Genomic DNA, 26,015 nt, shown 5'->3' on the forward strand with positions numbered 1-26,015 from the left:
GTATAGCGTGGAGTGCTTACAATGCGACCCGGACCAATAACAGGTTAGGCGCCTGCGGCCGTAAAACTTAGTTTATGCTCAATCGCGGACCCGTTAATCCGGCCTGTGGCTGGCTTTGCTCTGTAGTGCTACCCCAGATACCCCACCAAATAATCCCGAATGATGTCCTTCTCCTTCGTCGCGAGGTTGATCCCAGCGGTGAAAGACACCACATCGCGTGTGTTTATCAACTTTAGCTCCTTGATAGTGAGTGGCTTGCCCCCGAAGGGATTAGCGATTTCCCTCGCCGGGACGTTGAGCGAACATTTTGGGTCTCTGGCCTCAATGGCCCCAACGGTTGTCGTGAGTGCGACGGGAAACGTGTCCTCCGCGATTGCGAAGTGATCACCCATCTCGATGGTAATCGTTGCGGAGCGAGATCGACGCAGGATGGCCAGCAACTCACTTGCATACTCCGGGAGTTGTGAAAACTCCGGGAATAGTCCTTCAAAGAAGGGCAGCGCGGTAGTCAACCGTTTAACCGCTTCCGCCCGTTGGGATTCGATACAACCAGTCTTGATGCCACGGGCAACATCGTCTGCCGACGGCAGAGCCAACCAGAGTAAGGGAAGCCAAGTTTTCGCTTCGGAGACCGCCTTAGCTTTAGCTCCAGAACCAACATACAGAGAGGCACGGATCGACATTTTCTACACCCAATGGAAGCCATATACGGCCGAACTAATCCGCAACTGAGCAGAATCGCGAAAGTGAATACGAAGCGATTCCTGCTCCAATCGCACACTTTGAAGGCTATAGATATAAATAAAGATTTCAGCAAGTGTTATTTGTTAGGCTGTAATTGGCTTAAAAAATATTCCATAGCCATCTTTTCTAATCCTGTACTTGAAGAATATAATCGGTAAATTGTATTTAGTTCTTTTTCAGTGATCAATTGTAATACTTGCTCCAGAGGAAATTCTTTAAGTGAGTCAATTATTTCAAACCCAACCCTATCAGGTGCCTTGCAAATAAATTCTAGCAATAATGGCAAGGCCTTATTTGAATCACTAAAACCTAGCAGATTTGCAAATCTGAGCTGCCATTCGGGATTTGCTTGGTACCAGTTCTTGTGAAATCGATTCCAATCATCATCTTCAATATTTTTGCATGATTCTATGCAAACATCCAAGCCAATTTCTGACCAGAATAAAGGATTATCATGATGTAAATTAAGTACATGATTGATTTTATTAAATGTAAACATACTTCAATTTAACTAAAACTTTTGCATCTCGAACACTTGCATACGCTGCGGCTATGGATTCGGGCCTGCGTGAGAATGACGGGGTGGGTATAAGCCATTGGTGTGAAGGTCTTGAACTGCTGGGAGGATTTGGCTAAGTTCTTTAAGAGTAAGGTTTTATGTTTTGTCAAGGATTGACAGATGACTTCAAATTCATTCGCTTCAGAGGCTTTATCACGCCTACCTTTAGCCGAAGCCGCTTTCCTCATGCTTGATGACATTTTCCAAAATAATACGCTTGAAGCGATCTATCAATCAAATCGTGGACGCACCTACACTCGTATTTTGACATTCTCTTCATTTTTCCAATTGTTGCGAGATTCACTGATTTCTCCCGATCACTCTGCCAGGGCTCGTCTGATCGATGCATCTGAAAACGGTGAATTGCCTACATCGCTCAAAGCGTTTTATGACAAATTAGCGCATATGCCGCCAGAGGTTGGGGCGGGGCTCCTTTCGCATTCCTATCGGGCTATTTCAAAGCTTTTGCCAAGAAAAATGACTTCTAAATTAAAATCTCTTTGCAAACTTACTGTTGTCGCCGTTGATGGCAAAGTAATTAAGCATACGATGCGGCGCTTCTTCCTTTAAGAATAAGCAAGCAAAATGCATCAAAATTGCTTGGAGGAAAGCACTTGTTGCAGTGAATCTGAGTACTGGTCTGGTAATGGAAATGGCTTCGGAATTGGATGGAGAAGCAAGTGAAACTACCTTGTTAGCTCCACTTTTGCAACAGCTGAAAGACCATTGCGGCGAGAAATTAATTGTGGCGGATCGATGCTATGGTTTCTACAAGCATATTGCAATGATCAAGGATGACGGGTGCCATTTTGTTTTACGAGTTGCAAGCATTACCCAATTTATTCAAGATCCGGAAAAACCAGCGAGAATTGGCAAAGACCGATATGGCCGAAAACTTATCGAAGAACATGGCTGGATCACAAGTCAAAAGAATACGAAATTGATCGCAGTACGCCGACTGAGCATTATCCGCGATAAAGTGCAGATACAACTACTAACAGACCTGACCGATTCGAAACGATACCCTGCAGACGACATCGCAGAGATATATCGCTATCGTTGGGATATTGAGCGTGTATACGCGACGATTACAAAAGTGTTTCAGTTGCGTCACTTGATAGGTACCAGTCCAGAGGCTGGTTTAATACAAGCATCGCTTTGCCTCATTTTATTTAACATTACAGAAGCAATCAAATGGCATATTTCGGTCGGAAACGGAAAGAAAATAGATGAAGTATCTGGCGAAATGCTCTGGCGAGATATCCGAGATGAGGTGATGGCCGCAACGCGATTGCTTCGAACGCGCGATGTGCAGATGCTGCTTCAAGGGATCAAACAAGAAGTGGGGATATTAGAAAGACTAACTGAATTATTGGGCAATCTGTGGAAAAAGAAGTGGGCAAAAAGCAAAGTAGGGCGTACAGATCCTACAAAAATTCCAAATCCAAAACCCCAAAAACTGAAACAGACAACTTGCCACGATTCAGTCTTTAGGGTGATGAAGCGAGCAAAAAAATGATGTCCAAGACCTTCACATCAATGGTGGGTATAAGCTGCATGGTTTACCTATTCCGGGGCGAAGCCTCGGCGCATGGTGTTTTCCGTAATGGTGCGTGGGAGCAGGAATTGCAGTAAATAATCCGGGCCGCCGGCCTTAGAACCAATTCCTGACAGTTTAAACCCACCGAATGGCTGGCGGTCGACCAGGGCACCGGTGATTTTGCGATTGATATACAGATTGCCCACGCGGAAACGCTGCTTGATCGTTTCGATATTCCGTGGGCTGCGGGAATAAAGCCCCCGGTCAGCGCGTATTTGGTGCCGTTTGCCACCTTTAACGCTTCTTCAAGGTCCTTCACGCGGATAATGGACAGCACCGGGCCAAAGATCTCTTCCTGTGCAATCCGTGCGGTGGGGGGCACATCCACAAAAACGTGGGGAGCAACGTAAAAGCCCTTTTTGTCCCAATCGCCAGTTTCTGGTGCAAAAAAAGATTTGGCTTCGGATTTGCCTACTTCGATCATCCCCAGTATCCGCTGGCGGGCTTCTTCATCGATCACTGGGCCAATTGCCGATCCGGCATCGCTGGCGGGGCCCATCGTCAGGCTTTTTGTGGCTTCAATCACCCGTTGCACAAAAATGTCGTAGTTTGCTTCCAGCACAATCGCCCGACTACCCGCAGAACATTTCTGCCCCTGGTAGCCAAAGGCACTGTCGACGACGCCTTTCACCGCTTCGTCCAGATCGGCATCGGAATCGACAATGATCGCGTTTTTGCCACCCATTTCGGCAATGACCCGTTTCACAAAGTGCTGTTCCGGCAAAATCTGTGCGGCAGACTGGTTGATATTTAAGCCCACTTGCAGCGAACCGGTGAATGCAATCACCGCCACGTCGGGGTGGTTGACCAGAACCGGCCCCACCACTTCGCCCTGCCCAGGGAGAAAATTGACAACTCCTGCCGGAAACCCTGCCTCAGTAAAGACTTGCATCAATTGTGCGGCGACCACCGGGGTTTGTTCGGCGGGCTTCATGATGGTGGTATTGCCCGCTGCCAGTGCGGCAGCAGTCATCCCACACAGGATTGCCAGTGGGAAGTTCCACGGGAAATGATCGCCGCCACCCCACGTGGTTCGTAAATCATGTAATTGTCTTCGCCAGGCACATCCCGCCGATGATGGTGTTCCAGGCGTTCCATTTCCAGTGCGTAGTAATTGCAGAAATCGATCGCTTCTGCCACATCGGCGTCGGCTTCGCGCCACGATTTGCCAGATTCGAACACAATCCAGGCCGATAACTCGAAGTGGCGTTTCTGCATGACCTTGGCCGCACTGCGAAGCAGATCTGCGCGGGCGGCAACTGGCGTGGTTCGCCATGATTCTAACGCTTGTTCGGCTGTTTGAACAGCTAGATTGGCCTGTTCCACCGTTGCCAGTGCGACTCTGCCCACCAGATCTTCCTGCTGGGACGGATTTTTCGAATCCAGCCACGCACCCGATTCGAGTGGCTTCCCACCAATCACAATGGGGTATTGCTTGCCAAACTGGTTCCGGACCTGTTGCAAGGCGGATGCCATGGCCAGGCGGGGCTTTTCCAACGAAAAATCCCGCAGGGGTTCGTTGCGAAAAGTGGTGCTATGGTGGGCATTTGCCGCACCGTGGGAGTCGAATTCGGTAGTTTTCTTCTGTTTTGCTTCAGTGGGATTCATCAGTAACCTATGTTCCGGGATCGACCCGGCCTGACTGACACGGATAAATGATTCGTTAGAGGTATTTTCAAGCAGCCGGCGGACGAGATAAGCCATACCGGGCAACAGTTCGCCATAAGGTGCATAAATGCGAACGCGACGGTCAAAAGAGGCAATGGAATCCTTAAACTCCTCGCCCATGCCATAGAGCATCTGGTATTCATAGGCGTTCGGTGGGACATTTAGCTTTTCTGCGGTCGCCAGTGTGTAGGCGATACTACGCACGTTGTGGCTGCCAAAAGCGGGTCGCAACCATTCATAATTTTCTAATAAAAAGTGGGCACACCGCTCAAAACAAGCATCGGATTCCCACTTCTGGCCCCAAACGGGCACCGGCCAATCGTTTTGGGCGGCGATAATCGTTTCGTAATCCCAGTAGGCACCCTTCACCAGCCGAATCCAGACACTGGTGCCCCGCTGTTTCACCCACGAGAGCAGTTCCTGCAGATCATGTTCGGTATCCCGCAGGTAAGCCTGCATGGCGATCCCCACGTGGGGCCAATCGCGAAATTCCGGCTCATCCAGAACTGTGCGGAAAATATGTAGCGTGGTATCTTTGAAGCTGTGCTGCTCCATGTCGAAATTGACAAATGCACCCTGATTTTTCGCCTGTTTCATAATCGGTCGCAGGCGGCTCAGCACCGCACGGGTGGTGCCTTCCGGATCAATCGGGTCGAACTGGCTGTACAGTGCGGACAATTTCACAGAAACGTTCACCCGTGGGATCGGCCCAAGATGATCGCGATCGATGATTTCAATTTCGGGAAGTTGGTTGATGCAATCGGTCAGGCCGTGCAGCAGGTCGACATATTGCTGCTGCACTGCATCCGCTTCTGCCTCGGTGATGGTGGCTTCACCCAGCAAATCGACAGTGAAGGCAAATTTCAGATCCCGCAGAGACTTGACGGCCTGGATTGCTTCCGGAACACTGGAACCCACAATAAACCGGCGTGCCAGGTGGCGGGCGTTTGCTTTCGCAAACCAGGCCAATAAACGGGCTGCAGGGCCACGTGACGGCAGCCATTTGACACCATGACGAATAAGCCACGGCACCTCATCGCCCGCCTCGCCCAGATCTTCCTTCAGGTGGGATGTTATTGCGGCGGGGTCTGTCAATCGAGGTAAGGCATCCACAAAACGAAACAACTGAACTTTCAGCCCTTCGGCACTCATTGTCCAGTTCATCAATTGCTGGTCGAACCAGCCAGGCGTGAACACAGCGGCACCACTGGCATCCACGCGGGCAAAGATTTCCCTGCCATACGCCTGGGTGCGGTGTTCCAAATCAGCGGACATTCTTACCTCATTCTTTCTACTTGCTTCGATCTGCTATACACTGTCTTAGCTAATTAATAGTTTTCACCGAGTGGGGAATACGTCGAATGAGTGCGAAAAAAATTGGAAAATACCAAATTATCGCGCCTTTAGGAAAAGGAGCAAACAGCACCATCTTTCACATTCGGCGGGAAGAGGACAACCGGGAATACGCTCTGAAAATGATTCCGATCGAGGATGCGGATGATGCTAAGTACATTGAACAGGCCAAACACGAGTATAAAGTGGCCCAGATGCTTTCTCATCCAAATCTCATTAAGATTTACTCATTAGAATTCCGCAAAAGCCTCTTCATTAAAATCAAGAAAGTCGAATTATTGATTGAATATCTGAATGCCAAACCACTGGACACCACCATCGTGCCACTGGGACAATTAGGGGCGATCTTTGCCCAGGTGGCTGCGGGGTTGGTTCACATGCACCGACGTGGCGTTTTTCACGCCGATTTGAAACCGGGCAACATTCTTTACGGTAAGCGTGGCGAAGTCAAAATCATCGATTACGGCCTTTCCTGGATTAAAGGGGAGACCAAAGACCGGATTCAGGGAACGCCGGAGTACATGGCACCCGAAACGGCAGCCGAAAAAACGATTAACGAAACGACCGATATTTACAATTTCGGTGCGACAATGTATCGCCTGACCACCCACGAATTGCCCCCACTGTCGTTATCGTCTGATCCGAACATGATTTTGTCGGCAAAAACATTCCACACGATGCTGAAACCGGTACAGGAATTAAACAAAGCGGTGCCCAAATCGCTGTGCGACCTGATTCATGCCTGTTTGAAGTTCAAACCTGAAAAACGCCCACAGCGAATGGTGGATGTTTTTGAAGAATTAAAGAAGATTGCAGATGAAATGGGAACTCCGATCTACGAAACAGAAGAATAATCCGCGAAAATTGTGGTAAATCGCTCTGCGAAATATCAGAATGACTTAGAGAAACGCTAATTTAGGGTGCCTCCATGGCTGAGTATCTCGACCGCGAACATTTCATTCCCATTCGTTTGCCGGAACTGGTTGATTTTCTTGTTACGGGACGCGGCAGCACCGAACCACAAAGCTTGCCAGCAGATCAGGCAGAAGACTTTCGGCGATTCGCGAAGCTGCTGGAAGTGCACTACACCAACTTATTCCGTGATCAGATGGCGGAAGTCAGCGAATCGTACGCACCGTTCGATCCAGATGCAGATACTGTGCCATTGGTGCCGATGAGCGATTCAGAACGGGATCAATTGCAGCCAAAATTTTATGAATCGGTACGCCATTTGCTCGAAAAAGCAAACTATCGTCTACTCCCACGTGAAAATGCTGCAGAATTGTTCAAAGGCCGCAGCTTCTGGGGCCTCGACATGCACGTGAACTGGGATATTTTCGACCACATCGAAATTTATTACCGTGGCGATACCGTGGGCACCCGCGAAATCCGCAAGTGGTACCGCCTGTGGTTTCCGAAAACCGTGAAGGTGGAACAGTATTCCCGCCTAGTGGTCATGCTGAAGCTCAAGCCCAATTCACGCTACAAAAAGTATGCAGATACCAACTCGGTATATCTGAAAATGTTGAAAGATATGCCCAAGATGGACATTGAAATGGTGATGCCAGGCACCCGCATCCGCCTGACCAAACTGGACAAGGGGCTGATCGTTTATCCCATTGCCTCTGGGGTGGGGCTGATCCTTTACAAAGTCCTAACAAAACTACTTGGAATTAAAGATTATCTTGCACTGGGCACATCCATATCACTAACCTGGGGCCTTGCGGCAATGTTTGCCGGCTACAGCTACAAATCGTTCATCAGTTATACCAACAAGAAAACGGCTTACACCCTTCAACTGACCCAGAATTTGTACTACCAGGGGATCGATAATAACGCGGGCGTCTTCCACCGACTGTTTATTGAGGCGATGGAACAGGAAATTCGCGAAGCAATGCTGGCTTATTATTACTTGTGGAAAACAAAACGCACCCTGACTGAAGAACAACTGGATGACCTGGTGGAAGAGGAACTCGAACGTCAATTGAAGATGAAAGTGGATTTTGAGATATCGGATGCAATCCAAAAATTAGAGAATCTTCATCTTGTTGAAAAAGACGGGTATGCTTACCGAGCGATTCCAATGGAAAAGGCTTTACAACAGATGGATAAGCTCTCGATCAGTGTCCACCAATAATTCATTAATTTTTCATTAAATAATAATACTGTTATATATTTGATTCTTTCTTTTCATTGAGAATTTCACATGGCTCGAGTCAGCACGTATTTGAACTTCCCACGCCACACAGAAGAAGCGTTTGAATTTTACCGCACCATCTTCGGTGGGGAGTTTGAAGGCGGAATTAATCGTTTTAGTGACATCCCACCTTCACCTGATATGCCACCTATCGCAGATGCTGATAAAGATCTGGTCATGCACGTGCAGCTTGTGATTTTAGGTAGTCATGTTCTGATGGGCACCGATGCACCGGAATCGATGGGTTTTCAGGTGACCCGCGGCAACAATATTCACATTAATCTGGAACCAGACACCCGCGTAGAAACGGAACGGATTTTCAATGCGCTGGCAGCAGGTGGTGAGATACTTATGCCTTTGACAGAAATGTTCTGGGGTAGCTACTTTGGCAATCTGGTCGACCGCTTCGGCATCAATTGGATGTTCAACTGCGCTGAACAGAAAGCATGATCAAAAAGTGAATGTAATTACGCCCGTTCGCCTGGTGCGGGTTTAAGATACTTTTTTCGGCTCGCCCAGTGTGGGAAGGTCATCAAGGCTGTTCAGGTGGAAAATTTCCAGAAATCGATTGGTGGTTTCATATTCCATCTGTCCACGTCGGTCGTGGGTGCGGATCAGTCCTAAGCGGAGGAGTTGCCGCACAATATTCGTGGTATCGGTGCCACGAATTTTATCGATGGCTGGCTTGTCGATCGGCTGGCGATAGGCAATAATCGATAACACATCCAGTGCATTCTGGTGCAGGCGGGCTTCGCGTGGGCCGCCGTGAATCTTGTCGCGAATATCGCTGAAACGGGGCAAAATCCGCAGCGTCAGCCCCCCACGGGTATCTACAATGCGGTACGGGCGGTTCTGGCGAAGATAACTGTTGTTCAACTGTTTGATCATCGAATCGAGAATCGTGGCATCCAGCCCACGGATCAGTGAAATCAGCTCCGGGGGGGTGACAGGCTGCCCACCTGCAAAGAGAATTGCTTCAATAATCCGCTCCACCGAAGGTGGGGTCTCTGCCACAGGGACTGGATTGATGAGAGGCTTCTCATCAAGTGGGGGAATTTTTGGTGCTGGCACCACCTCATCGGTGGGAATTGGCTCATCAAACTCATAACTTGGCTGCAGCAAATCATCCAGTTGATCGATCTGCCACAGATCATCAGGTGACGTCGATGGATCAGATTCAGGACGTTCCTTGTCCGGCATGGCACACCTAAAAACTGTGGGGCAGTCGCATTCCCGTGATGAATGTCCCCACCCAGATCAGAAAAAACACCATCCCCAGGCGAGGGTGCCACTTGCGGTGCCGAGCACCGCTCCAGAGCATGATGGGCAGAATCAATGCTGAAGGGATCGCAAAACAGAGATGAATATTCAACGCTCGGCGGGCTTCAGTAGTAAATCCTGCGGTAAGTTGAGGTTCAATAAAGCGAATAATTACCTCAAAAAACACAACTGTGGTGATTGTCAGCAGAAAAAACACCAGATTGATGCGACCATGCAGTTGTTTTCGCCCAAAGGCGAGGGCAACCAGGGAACAAAGCAGTAGCACTGTCACTGATGCTACCGCAACTTTCAAACCCAGAATCACATTGGTGGGGGTAAACAAAAACAGGCTCCTGCAAGTTACAGTTTAGTTTAGGCACTGAATCGTGTACAATCAATTGCATCAACGGATTTGAACAAGGGAGTTAAGAATGCTGCACACTTCTACGGCACTGGTGCTGGCGATGGTTCTGGGTGCCCCGATCCCCAAGCAGAAGCCAAAATCGGAATATATCGGATATTATGTGTGTTGCAAAGAATCGAACGTGCAGACCTATCGCCTGCGGGCAGATCAGGTATTTGTGCCTGATGAAGAGCCCTCCTATCTAAGGTATATTGATGTACGAGTGGTGGATGAAAAAGAGCAGTACGTTGCGGTGCAGGCCGATTCAGAAGTCATCTGGCTAAAGAAGAGCGATGTGCTGAAAGCAAAGGATGCGGTCGATCACTTTTTGAAAGTACTGGAAACAGAAAAGAACGATCAGCGGGCCGTGGCAGTGATTTGCTGGGCATATATGGCGATCCACGACTATGACAACGCGTTAAAATTCGCCAATCGCTGTGTGGAACTGAGCCCCAACAGCATCGCCTGGAAGAATAATCGTGGCGAAGTGTACAACAAACGGAAAGAATACTCCAAGGCAATCGAAGAGTTCACCAGCATCCTCAATAAGTCCCCCACCTACTTCTTTGCGTTGTACAATCGTTCGGAAGCCTACATGCGAACAGGGAAGTTTCAGGAAGCTCTGGACGATATTAACAACGCACTGGAAAATCATGCTGATGTGCCAGGCTTGTTTGTCAATCAGGCCCGCGTGCTCTCGATCGCCAGCGATGCCAAGCTCCGTGATGGGAAAAAAGCGATTGAGATTGCCCGCAAAGCTGGTGAAGTACTGAAGTTTAAGGATGGCTATTACTTCGATACATTGGCTGCAGCGTATGCCGAAGTGGGCGATTTTGAGAAAGCAGTCGACCTGCAGACAAAAGCGATGGCCGATCCGGATTGGATGAAACGCGAAGAAAAAGAGATTCGTTTGCGGCTGGATTTGTATCGTAACAAAAAGCCGTACCATTTCAGTATTCAAAAATAATGCCATGAATCAGACTTCGATCAGTCTGCTTGATCGCCTGCACCAGGACCCACAAGAAGCTGATTGGCGACGACTGGTGGAGATTTACACCCCACTGATCCGGACCTGGTTGCGGAAATACACCGTACCCACCACCGATACGGATGATCTGGTGCAGGAAGTTATCGCCGTTCTGGTGCGTCGACTGCCCGATTTTGAACACAACTCCCGCACGGGTGCCTTCCGCACCTGGTTACGATCGATTACCTTCAATTGTCTGCGGGATTTCTGGAAAGCAAAACGAATCAAGCCCCAGCCCGGTGGGGGGAGTGATTTTCAGGATTTTCTGCAGCAAATGGCCGATCCGAACAGTTTTGCCAGCAAACTGTGGGATGCAGAGCACGACAAGTTTGTGCTTCGGCGGCTGATGACTATCTTGAAAGGAGAATTTTCCGATACCACCTGGCGGGCGTTTGAACTGGTTGCTCTAGAAGGAAAATCCGCCGATGAAGTCGCTGAAATGCTGGGCATTTCCACCAATGCGGTCTTTATCGCCAAATCCCGCATACTGACCCGCCTACGCCAAGAAGCGAAAGGCATGTTGGAAGAAGAGTAACAACCGTTATTTCGCAGCAGTAACTTTCCAAAGCTGGATTTCGTTATCTCCTTGACCAACGCGTAGGAAGGTAATTGCGAAGGTTCCACCATCTGGTGAAAATGCCATCGCACTGAGAAGGCTTGTTCGACCCGGTTGTATCGGTACCCCCACCGTGTTGCGAGTTTCCACATCATAAACGGTGATGATCGGTCGAAAATGTTCAGGATTGCTATAGCGAACCATTCGGACAACTGCAATTCTGTCGCTATTTGGCGAAAACAACAGTGCGTCTTCCATGATCTGCAGATTTTCAGCTTTCGTCAGCGGTTTACCAATTGGCTTGCCATTGGCGTAATCCCAGATGATGACCGTGCCATTGCACCCACTGCTGACGGCAAGTTTGCGATTGGGGCTGATCGCACAAGCGGTGGGACCACCACAGTTCTCGGAATCGTCTGGTACTTCCAGAGCAGTCGTTTCCGCTGCGGTGGGCAGCACTGGTCGGCCATCATTCCCAAATGCTGGGGACATGCCCTTACTCCACCCTGCTGGCTCACTGATGCGAGGCGTTGATGCGCGTTCCTCTTTCCAGAGTTCCCGTGGCCACGGTTGTGATTCTCCAACCATTTTTCCGGGTCGGGTATCCACCGTATATGCTGTGTAGGTAACCCGGCTTGCTTTAAATGGATCTGTGAATCTTTTTCGAAAGTCTGCACGAAGTGCCGTGAAAGTACCGCCATCAGGTGAAAAAGCAATACGATCGACTCGTCCTTGATACCACTCGCCTTTGTGAAGTGGCTTCAGATCAGGCAGGCTCCACAATTGCCACCCTCCAGAAAATGAACCAGTCACAGCCAATTTGCCATCGGAACTGATTGTTCCTGAAGCTGAAATGTAGTCGCTTTTTACCGGACCGGCGATCAATTTACCGTTAGTGGCATCCCAAAGTTGCAGTTCATGATCTTCCCCACCTGCACGATCGGGAAATTTACTGGCCGAAAGCAGTGATTTACCGTCAGGCGAAAAAGCAATCCAGGGAATATCCCCACGCGTCTTCAGTACCAGTGCAGGTTTTTGCTCCTGGGTGAAGCTGTCTGAGGGAAAAAAGAGCAGGAGAATTCCAGCAAATAATATCGCACTTTTCATACGAAACTCCAGGTTAGGCAACAGTATTACCTGCGGGTTTGCAGAAGAGTTTCATCAATTCCTGGAATTTTTCTCTGATATGTCGATGTCACTCAATTCAGTCCTGCTCAATCGTATCGCGTTCTTCTGGATCATAAGCTGGCATCCTATAGAAAAGAACTACCAAACCTCCATGAATCATTCCAACGCAACATCCTGCCAGTAAACCAAACAACCCTAATACGACTGCAGCAAAAGGATCAATACGTCTGTGGTAAATTGGCCCAAGAAAACCAGAAAGTGCAAACCCGATAAAAGTCTACCAGAAGACATCTCTGCCATGGATTCTGCGTTTAACCGAGCCAGAGCCAATGTCTCTACGTAGAGCAGCACCTACTCTGAAAATAACAAAAATCCCATACAGTTGAATAGCAATGAAATTAAAGTATTTTTCCATGGATTTTCTGGTGAATGTTAACTGAGGCATTAACTTGTACAGATAATCAAAATTCTACTTCTTGTGGTGCTTCAGGATTTCAGGCAGCACAGAGAACAGGTGCATCGCCGCTCCGACGTGGGTGGCTTCATACCAAATGATTTTCTGCTTACCGGTTGCTTCCCACAACATCTGCGAAGCGGAAGGTGGGACGATATCATCTTTACTGGCAGCTAACATCAAAAGATCTCGCTTGCCCAGTCGCTCTGCGTACGTAATCGGGTCGAGTGGGGCGACCTGCTCTTTGACGTAAGCCTTTGTAATACCATTATCTTCCAACTGTTTGATATACGGTGCGGCTTGTGGGTGTTTCCAGAATGCATCCACCAGTCCCCCTCCTCCCAGTAACAGCGACACTCGAGACAAGCGTGGGTCTGCTGCAGAACTGAGTGCGGCAATAAAACTGCCCAGACTGGTGCCATGGATGCCCACTCGTTTCGGATCGATTTCGGGCTGACTTTGCAACCAGGCGGTGGCCAGCCGGATATCTTTCACCGTTTGCTGAATGGCGGCCTTTGTCAGCACAATATCGGTGCTGAGCAGCCGTACCTTTTCTGTTTTGGGCCTGCGTGGGCCGTAATACGCCATATGCACATACAAGCCAGCCACGCCATTCTGGGCCAGCATTTGGGCTATTGTGCGGGAAATACTGCCATCGCCATTCAAAATGTCTAACACTATGACCGCAGGGTGGGGCCCCTTACCCAGTGGGCGAAAATATTCGCCATAGACGGTATTATTCACTTCGTAGGGCGATTTCACTGCTGATGGATACTCGATTTCGCCCACCGCAATTTTGCTGATCGGCAGTTCCCGCTTGATCTGTAGTTTCACGGAAAAATCCTGGTTTTCCATGCGAAACAGGTCGGGTACCTGCTTTTCAGTGGGCAACGAACGAAACTGGACTGTCTGTTGCACCGGTTCTGCAGCTTGGCAAATGATCGTTGCACCAAACAGGAAAACGGGAACAAATAATGAGTATTTCATGAAAAATCGATCCTAAAAATGAGCATTTAATGAGAGCCTGTTATTTTTTGCACTGATTCAATATTTTTCCCTGGTCATCGTAATGACTGATCTTTAACGTGGGCATTTTCTCATCAGTGGCTTGTTGAACGAAAATAAACCCGCCGGTGGGCTTATCGTACAGATACGGCTGTTTCAATAACCCCATTGGATCGGTGCTGTTTTTCGTGCCAGGCTTCACGCCACTAATCGCATTCTCATCATTTAACGCACCGCAGCCAAACTCTTCGATGCCACATGGGTGGATACTGTGGTACTGCCAATGGCGATCCCCACAGAAGATCAACAGATTGTTCTGTTTGTTGGCCTTGCACCAGTCAAAAAATGCCTCCGCTTCGTGGCGGTAACCATTCAGATTCGTGTGGTTGTCTTTTTTCGATGCCCGATCCGGCCCCACCATCGGGGTGGGGCTGATCAGGATCTTATACTTCGCATCACTTGCCAGTAATGTTTTTTGCAGCCAATCCCGCTGCTCCTTGCCCCAGATGCTTTTTTCCGGCCCATCCTTCATTTTAATGGGAGAACGAAAGTCTCGGCCTTCCACCAGCCAGATTTGCAGGTGCTTATTAATGCGGTGGGTCCGATAGGTAGGGGTTTTCGTATCATCTGCCGCAAAAATGGGCATTTGCTGCCGAAACAGGTCGATACCCGTTTTCGCCAAAGGCAGCCGTTGCCCTGATAAATCGGAATCATTGAAGCGAAAATCGTGGTCGTCTTTCGACCAATAAGCCGGTGTGCGGGCAAAAAATTCCATCAACCGCGGGAAACGAAACTGTTCATGCCATTTTTTGTGCAATTCCGGCAAAGTGGTTGCGGGCATATTCCCTGGGTGATCGTAATAAACAATATCACCCGTTCCAATGAAAAAATCCGGGTTCTTTAGATGCATCGTTTTGAATACACGGTAGCCGAGTTCTTTATCTTCAGCAGTGGCGGTAACAGGTCCGCCGCCATTCGCTTTTCCAGACATAAACGAGTGGTAGTTCATGCAACTACCCATGCAAAACTTCACCTGATCGGTGCTGTCGGGTGCTGGCAATGTGCGAAACTGGCCCACCTGGCCTGGTTGGGCAGTGGCTTCGGTTTTGCCCACGATCGAACGGAAGTAATATGTTGTAAATGGCTGCAGATTCGCTATTTGCGCTCGAATGATGAAGTCGTTCGGTGCGGTTGCCAGCAGCCACTCTGTTGTTTTCGTATCGGTGAATTTCGGTGACGTGCCATATTCAAATCTGCCCACGCCCGCACTGCCGGGAACATCGTTTTCTGCATCCAGTTTGGGGCCTGCAATCGCCGTCAGACGGGTTTGCAGCAGTACGCTGGTTGCGGTGGGTTCACCGATGAAAACGCCCTGAGCCTGGTGAATAGCTGGTTCGGCACCGGAAACCCCCACGGCCATTACCAGAGTGAACCAGCAAATGCGAAAGCTGTTCATTGAACCCTCATCGGTGGTGAATTGCTATGATTGATTATTGTAGTCATTTGTTGGGATCAGTAGGTGTTTTCTGCGGCCATGGTGGTTTGTTCGCACAGATTTTGAGCAACGGAATCAAATTCAGTGAATCGTTTGAATCGGATACAGACAAACGCGACGGACACCCTGGCCTGGATCTTCCTGTCAGACTGCAGCGATCCGTGGCTGACAGCCCAAAAACTGAGCGATCTGCCCCACCTGTTGTTTCTGGATAGTGCCGATCGCCATCCCCAACGTGGGCGACATTCCTACGTCACAGCCGACCCCTTAACTTGGTGGCAGCACCAGGCAGAAGATCGGACAATTGATGACACATTAGAGCATTTTCATCAATTATTACATCACAATCAATTGGAACGGGTGCCAAACCTGCCACCTTTTCAAACAGGATTGGCGGGATTGTTCAGTTATGATCTAAACCGCACCTTCGAAAAAATTCCTGCCCCACGATGGAATGAGTTTGCCACCCCCGCCCTGGCAGTGGGCTGGTACGATTGGGTTCTGGCGTGGGACCACCAGAATAGCGAAAATAGCGATGGATGCTGGCTGATTTGCAGCACCCTGCCCGGCTTTCGTCGCGAAATCTCTGCTGCAAAACGCATTCAGCAGGTGCAAGCGTGGCTACAACGGCCCTGCCAGCCTGTGAAGCAGCCGACCTTTACTAAGTTGCTTTCAGAAAAGGATTTAGCACCAACTTTCCCCCTTGAACTGTGGGGCAATGTACGTAGTAATTTTACCCCACAGGCGTTTCGGGAAATCATTCAGCAAGGCATCGAATACACCCACGCGGGTGATTGTTTTCAAGTGAATCTGGCCCAGCGGTTGCTGGTTCCAAGTGCCGGACCGTGGCAGGAGATTTATGGTCGCTTGCGGCAGGTGAATCAGGCACCTTTTGCGGGTGCTTTTGATCTTGGCCACTCACAGATTCTCAGTGCGTCTCCAGAGCGATTTCTGGCAGTTAACGACCGTACCATTGAAACGAGACCCATCAAGGGCACCCGCCCCGTGGGTGGCACATCGGCAGAAAATGAGAAGATTGTGAAAGAACTGCTCGCCTCACCCAAAGATCGTGCGGAAAATGTGATGATTGTTGACTTGCTTCGCAACGATCTGGGACGTGTGGCCGCTTATGGATCGATACACGTGCCTGAAATCTGCCAGTTGGAAACGTACCGTTATGTGCATCACCTTGTTTCGCAGGTGCGTGCCACGCTGGCACCGGAAAAATCGCTGATTGACCTGCTGCGGGCCACTTTACCGGGTGGCTCTGTGACGGGTGCCCCCAAAGTACGGGCAATGGAAATTATTGCCGAACTGGAACCCACCGCACGTGGAGCCTATTGTGGCAGTCTCGGTTTTCTTTCTGCCAATGGTGCCATGGATACCAACATTCTGATCCGCACATTCACCTATCAGGCGGGTTGGTTGCAATTCCCTGTTGGTGGGGGCATTGTTGCTGATAGCTCGCCGGAACTGGAATATCAGGAAACCCTGCACAAAGCACTGGGCTTGCTGAAGGTGTTTGTACCATGAACCACCCGGAATACACCACCGTTATTGTGGAAGGGTTGCTGACCACCAGAAATGCGGATGGATTGTTTGGCACCGATGGGCCCACGAATTTCCCCAAATTGGGAATGGCTGCTGCTGCGTCCTTTCAGGCTCTACTACTTGTGAAAATTTATTAAGAAATCGGGCGGGTGTATTCCATGTATTCGATAATGCACTGCTGATTGCCCAAACAGCCATTGGAATAAAGCTTCCCCCACCTGCCTGTCGTGGTGCAACTTCAATTTCGGGCGATGTGCTGGAAAACTGTTACAAATTTTTCGAATTCTGTGTGGAAGAGGTCGAAATGGAAGGTGAACGCTACCACCTCCATGCTCAGGTGGTGCACCACGGTCAGGTGGGGGATTTTCTGGGCTTCAATCGGGCGAAACATGCGGTCATCGAAGCAGCAATTATTGCCACCCGCCTGCACCTGCTGAGCCCAGCCGAGATTCCCACGGAACTGGCCCGTTTGCAGGTGATAGTTGATAAAACAGGTGGACCAGAGGAACACGAAGCCATGGCACTTCTTCGTAAATACTGCCACCAGCACGGAATCGACCTATGACCCGCTACCAGGCGCGCTCTCGCTTACATTTCGGCATGCTGAACCTGCAAAGCCCAGGTACCAGCAGTTACTGGGCTTCAGTAGATGGAATTGCAATACTACCGATACGTGCATTTGGTGGTGTGGGCCTGATGATTGATGAGCCCGCAATTATTGTGGAAGTAGAAAAAGCCCCCACGTGGCTGTGCAGTGGGCCATCTGCCGAACGGGCGATGGGCTTCGCACAGCAGGTAGTTGCCAGACTAGAAACTTCCCAGCCACTCCACGTGCGAGTAGTGGCCTGCCCGGAAGAGCACACCGGCCTGGGTGTGGGCACCCAGTTGGGCCTGGCCGTTGCCACAGCCACAGTGCAGGAACTTGGCTTTCCCCACGTTGCCCCACAGCAACTGGCAGCATGGATCGGACGTGGGCAGCGCTCCGCTATCGGCGTGCATGGCTTTGAACATGGGGGGCTGATCTTCGAAGCGGGCAAACTGCCCACAGAAACGCTGTCGCCAATGGTGCATGCCTACCCTTTTCCGGCAGACTGGGAAGTAAAATTACACTCCTCACCGGTGACCGATCGGTGGCACGGCCAGCGGGAACTGCAGGCTTTTCAACAGTTACAACGGGTGGAACGCTCGCTGCGGGAAACGGAAACCCTTTGCCGGATTGTACTTACGGGGTTGCTGCCCGCACTGCTGGCCCACGATTTTGAGCAGTTTTCTGAAGCAGTCTACGAGTTCAACGCCCGAAGCGGGAAATTATTTGAACCGGTACAGGGTGGCCGCTACGCCAGTCCCACGATCGAGGCTTACATTAAAGAGCTGCGATCAAATGGCATCCGTGGCGTTGGGCAAAGCTCCTGGGGCCCCACCGTGTTCAGCTTGCACAAACGGGGGTAGATCGACAAAGAATGCACTCTTACGATTATGCGAGATTCATCACTGCGTAAGTTCGGAATTCAGTCAGGTAAGAGAATCAGGTTTCAGGAATCAGTAAAGAATGTCACTCTTTGACATATTTGGGAGCAGGCGGCGATTCGCCTGGATCACGCCGAAGTGTCTCCGATGGCAACTCCCCGAAACAGGTCTTGTAGGCATGGGAAAAATCGCCGAAGTGCCAGAAGCCCCACTTGAGGGCCTCCGTCGTCACTGTGGTCAAGTTCTGGTTAGCTGCCCGCAGCGCCTGTCGCACTCGATGAAGACGGAGCCGGGTGAGGTATGCGACCGGGGTCATCCCCATTAACTCTTTGAAAGCATACTGCAAAGTCCGTTCACTCACACCCGTCACTTCACATAGGTCTGCTACATAGAGACGATCGGAGTTGTGCGCCAGTACGTAATCCTCAGCGACTTGCACAACACGGCTGTAAACCTGCCGAGTTCGGTCCTGGAGTGGAGGAGTGACCTGGAGGGCCGATCCGATGGTCATCATCAAGGTTTCAAGCAGCTCGACCTTGGCGGCGCTTCTCGTCTCGTTTTGATCGAATAGTTCGGGCTGTCTTGCAGCAAGGTCAGTTAGTCTGCGCCCAAAGCTATACAGCCCGTGAGCGGCTGCGGGACATGGTGTGAGCAGCTCAACACCGTGTGGAAGATGAAAATCGGCTTCCTGATGCCAGCTATTGAGCTGTGACTGCATTTCGTCGGGAGGCAAAAGAAAGGCCACACTCTCATAGCCAGCCGCAACTACAAACTCCACTTCAATGTTGGGCATGCAAGCAAGCATCCGATCCGGGCCAACCGGTGAACCATTCAGCGTCCCAGCAGCACTGGGGCCAAAGGCAACGTAAGCCATGAAACCGGGCAACAATCTTGTGCGCGTGCGAACCGAACAATTCGTTGAGTGATATATCACGGTGATTGCCCCCAGTCGGACGATGACTCTGCGGGCCCGCAGTGGTCTCGATTCCAGTTGCACCGCGTCCAGTTCAATTAACTCAATGTTTTCCCCGATCGCCGTGGGGTCGCATATCTCAACCACCGTAACGGTCGGCAGTGAGCCTGGATAGTCGGAATTAGCAAGAAATGGTAAGTTTTCCATGTTTTGCGGAATTTCGATAGACGGCAGTGACAGAACGAAGATAATCTACGTTAATTCAATGCGTCAAGCTAGTGCTTTGTCACATCTAAAAAGTCGGATTGGCAATTCCAGTCAAATCTGCAATACTGCATGGTACAAGGAGGTTGCCATGCGGAAGTTGTATATCATTCGACTGACAAAGCAAGAACGAGTCGAGCTTCAGAGTGTCGTCAAGAAGTTGAAGGGAACCGGGCAGAAAGTTCGACGTGCTCAGATTCTGCTGAAGGCAGATGCCGATGGTCGAATTGGACTGATGAGCGTATTGCCGAGGCGTTTTCGTGTCGGACTAGAACCGTGGAACGGCTTCGCCAGCGGTTCGTCGAGCAAGGATTTGAAGAAACACTCAACCGAGCTAAACGTCAGCAACCACCCGTGGATAAGCTATTGACGGGCGACCAAGAGGCCCGCATCATCGCGACTCGGCTTGGGCCGCCTCCGAAAGGCTACAACAACTGGACGCTTCGGTTGCTGGCACGCAAGGTCGTGGAGTTGGAAATCGTGGAGTCGGTGAGCTACGAAACGGTCCGACGCACGCTAAAAAAATGGCATGACGAATCGGAAGATTGAATATTGGGTGATTCCTCCGGAGGCGGACGCCGAGTTTGTCGCCCATATGGAAGATGTGCTGGAAACCTACGAAAAACCGTACGATCCGAACGTGCCGGTCCTGTGCATGGACGAACAACCGGTGCAGTTGTTGAAAGAAACACGCGTTCCTATTCCCGCCACGGCCCAACATGCCAAGCGGGTTGACTACGAATACGAACGAGCGGGCACGGCGGCTATCTTCATGTTTACCGAACCGCTGGTCGGTTGGCGTGAAGTCTCCGTTCGCGAACGGAGGACGAAGATTGACTGGGCCATCGAAATGGCTCGGTTGTTGGAGGGTCGCTATGCGTCATGTGCCAAAGTGATCGTGGTGTGTGACAACCTCAACACCCACACCAGGGCGCGTTCTATGAAGCGTTTGAACCCGCGTGCGCGGACCTTGGTTCGACGGATCGAATTCTGCTACACCCAAGCATGGAAGTTGGCTGAACATCGCAGAGAATGAACTGAGTTCGTTAACCCGCCAATGTGTCGCGGACCGTCGCTTTGAAGATGTTGCCACTTTGAGTGAAGAAACCGAGGCATGGTCGAACGATGTCAACACCACACAGCGTGGCGTTGACTGGCAAATGAAGATCGACGAAGCACGAACGAAATTAAAATCGGTTTACCCGACAATTAAGTCGTGACAGAGCACTAGGAGCCGCGTTAATGTTGAAGGTAAGAGCAGTGGTGGCTGCCATAACTCTGGCAACTATACTGGCTTTTGGGCCATGTCCAAGTTTATCAGCTGTTGAACCGAAAAGCAAACCAAACATTCTGCTCATCGTTGCCGACGATATGGGGTATTCGGACCTTGGCTGTTACGGTAGTGAGATCAAGACACCAAACATTGATGCCTTAGCCAAACAGGGATTACGGGCAACCAATTTTTACGTTTCACCAACCTGCTCCCCGACTCGCGCGATGCTGCTCACCGGTGCGGACAACCACGTGGCTGGCCTCGGCACCATGGCCGAGTGGATCGGCCCGATGCAGCAGGGCAAGCCGGGCTACGAAGGGCACCTCAACACACGCGTCAAAACAGTTGCGGACCTGTTGCGGGACGGGGGATACCGAACTTGGATGGCCGCCAAGTGGCACCTTGGTGAAAAGCCCGAACAGTGGCCATCCAAGCGGGGATTTGATCGTGATTTCGCGCTGTTAGAAGGGGCTGGCAGCCATTGGTCTGACATGCTCGGACTGCTCCCCTCGGAACCCAAGGTGCATTACACTCGCAACGGGAAGTTGTTAGAAGAACTACCCGACGATTTTTACTCATCAAAGTACTTCACTGATTTCATCATCGAATGCATCGATGAAAATAACAGCGATGGGAAGCCTTTCTTCGCCTACCTCGGCTACCAGGCCCCTCACGGCCCGCTGGCCGTGCCGGCCGAGTGGCGGGACAAGTACAAGGGCCGGTACGACAAGGGGTACGACGCCATCCGGGCGGAGCGACTGGAGCGGCAGAAGAAGCTTGGCATAGTTGGCAAGAAACGTGGTCACGTTTCCGCGTTTGCCAAATATTCCCGCCTGGGACAAGCTCACGAACGACCAACAGACTTTGGTTGCCCGCAAGATGGAACTCTACGCGCCCATGATCGAGTATATGGATGACCAAATCGGCCGGCTGATCGCCCAACTGAAGAAAGCAGGAAAGTACGACGATACCCTAGTTGTCTTCCTTTCCGACAACGGGGCAGCAGGCGAGGACATGGCCCAACTGGTGACCAAACTGGCCCCCACGGCAAAAGACTGGTTCGATAAGACATTCGACAACCGGCCGGAAAACTGGGGCAAGCCACGTTCAGCCACCGAATACGGGCCCTCGTGGGCACAGGTAAGCAGCGTGCCCTTACGCCTGTTCAAAGGAGTCGTTTCCGAGGGTGGCATTCGTGCCCCCCTCATCGTGTGTGGCCCTGGTGTGAAGCACGCAGGAGTCATTAATCAGTCGCTTCTGCACGTGATGGATATTACTCCTACATTCCTGGAGTCTGCTGGTATCGAGCACCCGGATAAGAAGAAAGGGGGCTTGGTCGCACCGATGCAGGGGAAGTCGATGTGGCCTCTGCTCACCGGCTGGGAGAATGCGACCCGCACAGATTCTGACTGGCTCGGCTGGGAACTGTTCGGCAATCGAGCGATCCGCCAGGGCGACTGGAAACTCCTCTATTTATTGAAAGGGGCTGGAGGAACCGGCACCTGGCAGTTGTTCAATTTGAAAGAAGACCCAGCCGAGATGCACGATCTTTCCGCAAAGTATCCCGAAAAGCGATCTGCACTCCTCAAACTGTGGGAAGAATATGTCAAGACGAACGGTGTCATTGTTACCGAGTGGGGCCCATTTGCTGGGAGCCATCCTTGAAAAGGTGCTTGGTGCAAATGATTAACTGAGCACTGGAACCACCATTCCTGTTGAGCTGTGTTGCTGGCAGAAATCTGGCAATTCCATGGCAGTATTCAAATACGCATGAGGCTCTATTCGTGAATCTGGAAAAGATAGCGGAGTACCTTATCGAGCATAACGCACGACGATATGGTGGGCGTAGTCAAGGCCAGACTACATGGAGCGCTACAACAAGTTCGCCGGTAAGATTCGCATGGCAATTGTTGCATTGCAGAGATAATCCAGGCACTACTTACAGTTGATACATAATGATGAAGCAGCATGTGAGTAATAGCTGTTTCGCAGTTTAAAATGAGAAAAATCGAGGGCGAAGTTGAATTCTGACATCTATTGAGAGATTGAGAAAACCAAAACCGAGGTAAATGCTTACATGAAATTTCCAACTATCCAAACAAATGAACAAGGTGAGACTTGTTTCGCCTTGCAGGATCTGCCCGAAAAAGAACTCGCTGTCGGCCCGCCTCCGAATCCCATGGGGCGAATGAGCGATTTAGGGAGCGTGACGACAATGAGCGTCATTCAGTTCGGCGCTGGAACTGAGGCACCTGCCCACAATGCTCCTCAACCATACGTTGTGATTGTTCTGTCCGGCGAAGGGGAGGTAGTCACGAGCGATGGGGAAGCTCGGCGATTTCATGCAGGCGAACTTCTCTTTTGCAACGATCTTACTGGTAAGGGGCATGTTACTCGGGCGATTACGGACTTGACTTTGGTTTTTGTTAACCGGGCCAAATCCTGACAAATACTTCGTTGAAATTAACTAGCACTAGAAACAATGTGGAGAACATCATGGCAATCGTTACGAAAACTCTGGTCGACACGACAAAGGGTCTCAAGTTTACAGAGAGTCCTCGCTGGTTCCAGAACAAATTGGTTTATCGATATTCACGACAAACGGATCAAAACGGTAGATCTTTCCGGATCGGTAGCCACAGCGCTGGAACTACCATTCATTCCGAATGCCTTTGGAATGACTCCTGAAGGATCTATCGTGGTTGGGGATGCTTTTCAACGAAAGATCTACCGGTCCGAAGCCGGGGGGTCCCTGCAAGAATTCGCCGACATCAGCAATATCACCAAATTTTGTTTGAGTGACGGGATTGTGGATAGCAAAGGCCGTTTGTATGTCGGGGATATCGGCTACAATTTTTTGGACCCGGCAGCTAAGCCAGTTGAAACCTGTGTCATGGTCCTCATCGACTCGCAGGGGCAAGCATCTGTTGTCGCGGACAACCTTTTCTTCCCGAACGGTATCGTGATCACACCTGATGAACGAACGCTCATTGTTGGAGAAACAATCGGCCATCGACTGACAGCATTCGATATCCAGGAAGACGGATCTCTGAGTAATCGGCGCGTATGGGCACAATTGCCACCATCTGTCGGTCCTGATGGTATATGTCTTGACGCTGAAGGAGGAATTTGGTGCGCCAACCCCGAAGGCGAGGACAGTGTTGTACGGGTTTGTGAAGGCGGGGAGATCACCCATCGAATCAAGATCGATACTCACGCTTATGCGGTGATGCTGGGCGGACCAGATCGAAAACACCTTTTCATCTCTGCATCTGCCTCCCATGACCCGGAAGAAATTCATCGAAAGGCGAGCGCGACCTTTCAGGTTGTTGAGGTTGATATCCCTGGCGCGGGAACACCCTGATTCAGTGGATGCTTCAAGGCCATCTGCCGGGTGGCAAAACAGTCATTCAATGAACTGGCGTTATTTCTGCTTCAGAATCTTTTTCAGAATTGCCTGTTCCAGTGGGATAGAACGGCCTAAATCGATCCAGCGTTCGCTATCAGCCTGCTCTGTCGTGCCAAAACCCGGGTCAACCACCGTGAACTGGGTGCGGTCGACACTGATTGCATCCTGAAACGAACTTGGTGCTGAATATGGTGCTGAAGGTATCGGAATATCCTTTAATTCTTTGTGCACGATCACCTGCACCTGGTAACCCTCTGGGCTGTCGTTCAGAATGCGGACTTCGCACCGATGTCGCATCGTTTGCAAAGTGGCGAGCTTTCGTTCGTGAAAATCGGGTGAACCAGGTCGCCAGGGCTGTTCGTAACCCGGGGCCAATGTGGGCACCGCAACGATTCGACGATCATAGCGACTGGAAGATTGAATGGGAAAATAATCGTCCACCGCATCCAGCACGCGATCAAATACATCGTTATAACTGGCTTCGGATATTTCGCAGGCATGCACCAGACACGGGTTCTCGTGGGAATGATTTGCCGAATATTCCGATACAAACGCTGGATTATCAATCAGCGGCCGTGCCAGAAAGCACCCAGAAAGTGCCAGCAGGCTAAAGCCCGAAATAAATACGCCCTGAACCCACGGCACCATGTTGCATTCCCCCGCATCCATGCATGGAATCACGTGCAATCGCAAAGTAGGAGTTTCTTGTCAAGGTCAATGTGAGTTATCGCTGGTTTCTCACCTACGGTGGGAGTCTGAACTGCTTTGGATAGAATACCCTGCAAACATAAACTTCACCTGGGGAGAACTGCACCATGACCTGGAAATATGCCATTTGTAACGAAACATTTCAGGATTGGCCGCACGAAAAAGTCTGCCAGACCGTGCGAGAAATCGGGTATACTGGTCTGGAAATTGCCCCATTTACCATCGCACCCTATATTACGGAGGTTTCTACCAGCCAGCGTCAGGAATTACGACGGGTGGCTGAAGCCAACGATCTGAAAATCATTGGGCTGCACTGGCTGCTGGCCAAAACAGAAGGTTTTATGCTGACATCGCCCGATCCAGCTATTCGGCAACGCACTGCCCTTTACCTGGGGGAACTGGCACGTGCCTGTGCCGATCTGGGTGGGGATATTCTGGTGCTGGGCTCGCCGATGCAGCGAAAGATTCCCCCCGGGGCCGATATTCCCTCGACGACCTCCTATGCACTTGATACCCTGCAACAGGTGCTGCCATTTCTGGACGAAACGAAGGTGGATCTGTGCATTGAGCCACTGGCACCCACAGAAGCAGATTTTCTGCAGACGGCTGCTGAAGGGAAGGCGATGATGGACCAACTCAATCACCCCCACGTGCGGCTGCACCTGGATGTCAAAGCAATGTCTTCCGAAGCGGTGCCAATCCCACAAATATTAGAAAAGTTTCATCAGGAAATGCGGCACTTCCATGCCAACGATGCCAATATGCGTGGGCCTGGATTTGGCGACACCGATTTCCTACCCATCTTTCAAGCATTAAAAAATATTCATTATTCAGGATGGGTATCGGTCGAAGTGTTCAATTATCTGCCCGATCCGGTAACAATTGCCCAGAAAAGCCTGGAGTATATGCACCAGGTGGCAGGGAAATTGCAATAATCTTAGGCAGAAAACATTGACGCTCGTACGAATATTGAAAATGTTC

General features: G+C 50.5%; 30 protein-coding genes and 1 pseudogene. 20 read left to right on the plus strand and 11 right to left on the minus strand.

Going from position 1 to position 26,015, the window contains the following annotated elements:
• Window positions 1-128: 128 nt before the first annotated feature.
• Together R3B84_14310 and R3B84_14315 are read right to left on the minus strand one after the other, a co-directional pair.
• Entirely contained in the window at window positions 129-683 is a 555-nt protein-coding gene (locus R3B84_14310; protein MEZ6141741.1) for a hypothetical protein, read from the minus strand.
• A 137-nt stretch (window positions 684-820) separates the two neighbouring features.
• Window positions 821-1,243, minus strand: coding sequence for a hypothetical protein (locus tag R3B84_14315; GenBank protein ID MEZ6141742.1), 423 nt, complete (start codon window positions 1,241-1,243; stop codon window positions 821-823).
• A gap of 180 nt (window positions 1,244-1,423) precedes the next feature.
• Between R3B84_14315 and R3B84_14320 the strand changes: the two genes are divergently transcribed.
• Window positions 1,424-1,873 (plus strand): hypothetical protein, encoded by a 450-nt coding sequence (locus R3B84_14320; GenBank protein MEZ6141743.1) that lies wholly within the window; start codon window positions 1,424-1,426, stop codon window positions 1,871-1,873.
• Entirely contained in the window at window positions 1,848-2,822 is a 975-nt protein-coding gene (locus R3B84_14325) for a transposase (protein ID MEZ6141744.1), read from the plus strand. The genes R3B84_14320 and R3B84_14325 overlap by 26 nt, the downstream gene beginning before the upstream one ends.
• Window positions 2,823-2,869: 47 nt before the next feature.
• On the opposite strand, the gene R3B84_14330 is transcribed toward R3B84_14325, so the two are convergent.
• Both R3B84_14330 and R3B84_14335 read right to left on the minus strand, forming a co-directional pair.
• The gene (locus R3B84_14330; protein MEZ6141745.1) at window positions 2,870-3,049 is read right to left on the minus strand and encodes an aldehyde dehydrogenase family protein; all 180 of its coding nucleotides are present in this window, start codon (window positions 3,047-3,049) and stop codon (window positions 2,870-2,872) included.
• Between the two features lie 107 nt (window positions 3,050-3,156).
• Window positions 3,157-5,846, minus strand: a pseudogene (locus R3B84_14335) (proline dehydrogenase family protein).
• Window positions 5,847-5,932: 86 nt separating this feature from the next.
• On the opposite strand from R3B84_14335, the gene R3B84_14340 reads away from it, so the two are divergent.
• The 3 genes from R3B84_14340 (at window position 5,933) to R3B84_14350 (ending at window position 8,571) form a co-directional block, all read left to right on the plus strand.
• Window positions 5,933-6,778, plus strand: coding sequence for a serine/threonine-protein kinase (locus R3B84_14340; protein MEZ6141746.1), 846 nt, complete (start codon window positions 5,933-5,935; stop codon window positions 6,776-6,778).
• Between the two features lie 74 nt (window positions 6,779-6,852).
• Window positions 6,853-8,061 (plus strand): DUF3754 domain-containing protein, encoded by a 1,209-nt coding sequence (locus R3B84_14345; GenBank protein ID MEZ6141747.1) that lies wholly within the window; start codon window positions 6,853-6,855, stop codon window positions 8,059-8,061.
• A gap of 69 nt (window positions 8,062-8,130) precedes the next feature.
• The gene (locus R3B84_14350; GenBank protein MEZ6141748.1) at window positions 8,131-8,571 is read left to right on the plus strand and encodes a VOC family protein; all 441 of its coding nucleotides are present in this window, start codon (window positions 8,131-8,133) and stop codon (window positions 8,569-8,571) included.
• A gap of 42 nt (window positions 8,572-8,613) precedes the next feature.
• On the opposite strand, the gene scpB is transcribed toward R3B84_14350, so the two are convergent.
• Window positions 8,614-9,321, minus strand: a complete 708-nt coding sequence (scpB, locus tag R3B84_14355; GenBank protein ID MEZ6141749.1) for an SMC-Scp complex subunit ScpB — start codon at window positions 9,319-9,321, stop codon at window positions 8,614-8,616.
• 7 nt (window positions 9,322-9,328) lie between these two features.
• Window positions 9,329-9,724: a hypothetical protein gene (locus tag R3B84_14360; GenBank protein MEZ6141750.1), complete on the minus strand. Its 396-nt coding sequence runs from the start codon at window positions 9,722-9,724 to the stop codon at window positions 9,329-9,331.
• Between the two features lie 88 nt (window positions 9,725-9,812).
• Here R3B84_14360 and R3B84_14365 point away from each other — a divergent pair, with 88 nt between their 5' ends.
• Both R3B84_14365 and R3B84_14370 read left to right on the plus strand, forming a co-directional pair.
• Window positions 9,813-10,751: a hypothetical protein gene (locus R3B84_14365; GenBank protein ID MEZ6141751.1), complete on the plus strand. Its 939-nt coding sequence runs from the start codon at window positions 9,813-9,815 to the stop codon at window positions 10,749-10,751.
• A gap of 4 nt (window positions 10,752-10,755) precedes the next feature.
• Window positions 10,756-11,346, plus strand: coding sequence for a sigma-70 family RNA polymerase sigma factor (locus tag R3B84_14370; protein ID MEZ6141752.1), 591 nt, complete (start codon window positions 10,756-10,758; stop codon window positions 11,344-11,346).
• Between the two features lie 6 nt (window positions 11,347-11,352).
• On the opposite strand, the gene R3B84_14375 is transcribed toward R3B84_14370, so the two are convergent.
• The 3 genes from R3B84_14375 to R3B84_14385 all read right to left on the minus strand — a co-directional run bounded on the left by R3B84_14375 (window position 11,353) and on the right by R3B84_14385 (window position 15,410).
• Window positions 11,353-12,474 (minus strand): WD40 repeat domain-containing protein, encoded by a 1,122-nt coding sequence (locus R3B84_14375; protein MEZ6141753.1) that lies wholly within the window; start codon window positions 12,472-12,474, stop codon window positions 11,353-11,355.
• 490 nt (window positions 12,475-12,964) lie between these two features.
• The gene (locus tag R3B84_14380) at window positions 12,965-13,936 is read right to left on the minus strand and encodes a prolyl oligopeptidase family serine peptidase (protein MEZ6141754.1); all 972 of its coding nucleotides are present in this window, start codon (window positions 13,934-13,936) and stop codon (window positions 12,965-12,967) included.
• A 40-nt stretch (window positions 13,937-13,976) separates the two neighbouring features.
• Window positions 13,977-15,410 (minus strand): alkaline phosphatase D family protein, encoded by a 1,434-nt coding sequence (locus R3B84_14385; GenBank protein ID MEZ6141755.1) that lies wholly within the window; start codon window positions 15,408-15,410, stop codon window positions 13,977-13,979.
• 123 nt (window positions 15,411-15,533) lie between these two features.
• Here R3B84_14385 and pabB point away from each other — a divergent pair, with 123 nt between their 5' ends.
• Genes pabB through R3B84_14405 form a run of 4 tightly spaced genes read left to right on the plus strand, consistent with a single transcriptional unit; the run spans window position 15,534 to window position 18,449 of the window.
• Entirely contained in the window at window positions 15,534-16,982 is a 1,449-nt protein-coding gene (gene pabB / locus R3B84_14390) for an aminodeoxychorismate synthase component I (protein MEZ6141756.1), read from the plus strand.
• A complete protein-coding gene (locus R3B84_14395; protein MEZ6141757.1) occupies window positions 16,979-17,137 on the plus strand; it encodes a hypothetical protein in 159 nt (52 codons plus the stop codon). Before pabB ends, R3B84_14395 begins: the two co-directional genes overlap by 4 nt.
• A complete protein-coding gene (locus R3B84_14400; GenBank protein ID MEZ6141758.1) occupies window positions 17,080-17,565 on the plus strand; it encodes a DUF447 family protein in 486 nt (161 codons plus the stop codon). The genes R3B84_14395 and R3B84_14400 overlap by 58 nt, the downstream gene beginning before the upstream one ends.
• Window positions 17,562-18,449, plus strand: a complete 888-nt coding sequence (locus R3B84_14405; GenBank protein MEZ6141759.1) for a hypothetical protein — start codon at window positions 17,562-17,564, stop codon at window positions 18,447-18,449. Before R3B84_14400 ends, R3B84_14405 begins: the two co-directional genes overlap by 4 nt.
• A gap of 103 nt (window positions 18,450-18,552) precedes the next feature.
• Here R3B84_14405 and R3B84_14410 read toward each other — a convergent pair whose 3' ends face one another.
• Window positions 18,553-19,587 carry a helix-turn-helix domain-containing protein gene (locus tag R3B84_14410; GenBank protein MEZ6141760.1) on the minus strand — a complete coding sequence of 345 codons (1,035 nt, stop codon included), beginning with the start codon at window positions 19,585-19,587 and terminating at the stop codon, window positions 18,553-18,555.
• A gap of 148 nt (window positions 19,588-19,735) precedes the next feature.
• Between R3B84_14410 and R3B84_14415 the strand changes: the two genes are divergently transcribed.
• The 8 genes from R3B84_14415 to R3B84_14450 all read left to right on the plus strand — a co-directional run bounded on the left by R3B84_14415 (window position 19,736) and on the right by R3B84_14450 (window position 24,281).
• Window positions 19,736-20,014 (plus strand): hypothetical protein, encoded by a 279-nt coding sequence (locus R3B84_14415; protein ID MEZ6141761.1) that lies wholly within the window; start codon window positions 19,736-19,738, stop codon window positions 20,012-20,014.
• Window positions 19,921-20,193, plus strand: coding sequence for a helix-turn-helix domain-containing protein (locus tag R3B84_14420; GenBank protein MEZ6141762.1), 273 nt, complete (start codon window positions 19,921-19,923; stop codon window positions 20,191-20,193). Before R3B84_14415 ends, R3B84_14420 begins: the two co-directional genes overlap by 94 nt.
• Window positions 20,174-20,680, plus strand: a complete 507-nt coding sequence (locus tag R3B84_14425; protein ID MEZ6141763.1) for a transposase — start codon at window positions 20,174-20,176, stop codon at window positions 20,678-20,680. The genes R3B84_14420 and R3B84_14425 overlap by 20 nt, the downstream gene beginning before the upstream one ends.
• Window positions 20,681-20,738: 58 nt before the next feature.
• On the plus strand, window positions 20,739-20,864 hold the full coding sequence (locus R3B84_14430) for a hypothetical protein (GenBank protein ID MEZ6141764.1): 126 nt from the start codon (window positions 20,739-20,741) through the stop codon (window positions 20,862-20,864).
• 22 nt (window positions 20,865-20,886) lie between these two features.
• Window positions 20,887-21,834 carry a sulfatase-like hydrolase/transferase gene (locus R3B84_14435; GenBank protein ID MEZ6141765.1) on the plus strand — a complete coding sequence of 316 codons (948 nt, stop codon included), beginning with the start codon at window positions 20,887-20,889 and terminating at the stop codon, window positions 21,832-21,834.
• Complete coding sequence (locus tag R3B84_14440) at window positions 21,827-22,582, plus strand: sulfatase-like hydrolase/transferase (protein ID MEZ6141766.1); 756 nt, start codon at window positions 21,827-21,829, stop codon at window positions 22,580-22,582. The genes R3B84_14435 and R3B84_14440 overlap by 8 nt, the downstream gene beginning before the upstream one ends.
• 412 nt (window positions 22,583-22,994) lie before the next feature.
• Window positions 22,995-23,363, plus strand: coding sequence for a hypothetical protein (locus R3B84_14445; GenBank protein MEZ6141767.1), 369 nt, complete (start codon window positions 22,995-22,997; stop codon window positions 23,361-23,363).
• A 36-nt stretch (window positions 23,364-23,399) separates the two neighbouring features.
• Window positions 23,400-24,281: an SMP-30/gluconolactonase/LRE family protein gene (locus tag R3B84_14450; protein ID MEZ6141768.1), complete on the plus strand. Its 882-nt coding sequence runs from the start codon at window positions 23,400-23,402 to the stop codon at window positions 24,279-24,281.
• Window positions 24,282-24,341: 60 nt separating this feature from the next.
• Here the strand turns inward: R3B84_14450 and R3B84_14455 are convergent, their stop codons facing one another.
• Window positions 24,342-24,974 (minus strand): hypothetical protein, encoded by a 633-nt coding sequence (locus R3B84_14455; GenBank protein ID MEZ6141769.1) that lies wholly within the window; start codon window positions 24,972-24,974, stop codon window positions 24,342-24,344.
• Window positions 24,975-25,141: 167 nt separating this feature from the next.
• Here R3B84_14455 and R3B84_14460 point away from each other — a divergent pair, with 167 nt between their 5' ends.
• On the plus strand, window positions 25,142-25,969 hold the full coding sequence (locus tag R3B84_14460; GenBank protein MEZ6141770.1) for a sugar phosphate isomerase/epimerase family protein: 828 nt from the start codon (window positions 25,142-25,144) through the stop codon (window positions 25,967-25,969).
• The last annotated feature ends 46 nt before the right edge of the window (window positions 25,970-26,015 follow it).

It is taken from the genome of Zavarzinella sp. (assembly GCA_041399155.1).
Taxonomy (GTDB): Bacteria; Planctomycetota; Planctomycetia; order Gemmatales; family Gemmataceae; genus JAWKTI01.